Genomic DNA, 691 nt, shown 5'->3' with positions numbered 1-691 from the left:
CTGAGTTCGCGATCACAAAAAATCTAGCACTACAGGTTGAATGGGAATACATGAAACCTGAGTTAGACGTAGCGAAACTAGGCAGTGAAAAAGTCACCGTTGAAGCAGAAATCAGCGCGTTCTCTGTCGGTATGAGCTACCGTTTCTAAGCATTTTTATTCAAGTTCTTTGGGCTTAACCCAAGCGGTGTGCTGTTGTTTGTTCAGTTAAGCCCTCAGTTTGAATTCATATAGATATGACACAGGAAGTTTGGTCACTAAGCTTCCTGTGTTATTTTTGGTTTTTAGAAAAACGCTCAGGAAGCACTGTGAACGATGTAAATCTTAGATATTTAGATTTTCTGCTCAAACATTTTGAACCGCATAAGCATCATTTAGTGACGCTTAGCGAACTCGAATCTGTGATTTGCACGTCCAGACGTAACGTTTCCATTGTGATGAAAAAGCTGGCGGCTTACGGTTGGGTGGATTGGCAACCGGCGATTGGGCGAAGCAACCCAAGCCGTTTGAGTATCACCATTACTTTGCAACAAGCGATGACCGAGTTTTTGGTGGAAGAGCTTGCTAGGGGCAGAATGAATTCGATAACAAAGCTTATCGATTGGTTCGGCCAAACGGCGGTTCGTTCGCTTACGATTGCATCGGAAAAAGTGAACGAGCTGAATGAGTCTAAAAACGCCATTCTCATTTCT

2 protein-coding genes are annotated in these 691 nt (G+C 43.3%); both read left to right on the top strand.

The genetic code is table 11. The features are described from left to right. The first annotated feature begins 11 nt into the window (after nt 1–11). Nucleotides 12–149 (top strand): hypothetical protein, encoded by a 138-nt coding sequence (locus R7040_RS26760; protein WP_276434398.1) that lies wholly within the window; start codon nt 12–14, stop codon nt 147–149. A 158-nt stretch (nt 150–307) separates the two neighbouring features. After that, nucleotides 308–691: SgrR family transcriptional regulator (locus tag R7040_RS26755; RefSeq protein WP_318097629.1), on the top strand; the 384-nt coding region annotated here is incomplete at its 3' end.

The sequence above is a fragment of the Vibrio sp. 1069 genome (genome assembly GCF_033340555.1).
Note: the sequence above shows the minus strand (reverse complement) of the source record. Positions and strands in the feature narration are given on the sequence as shown.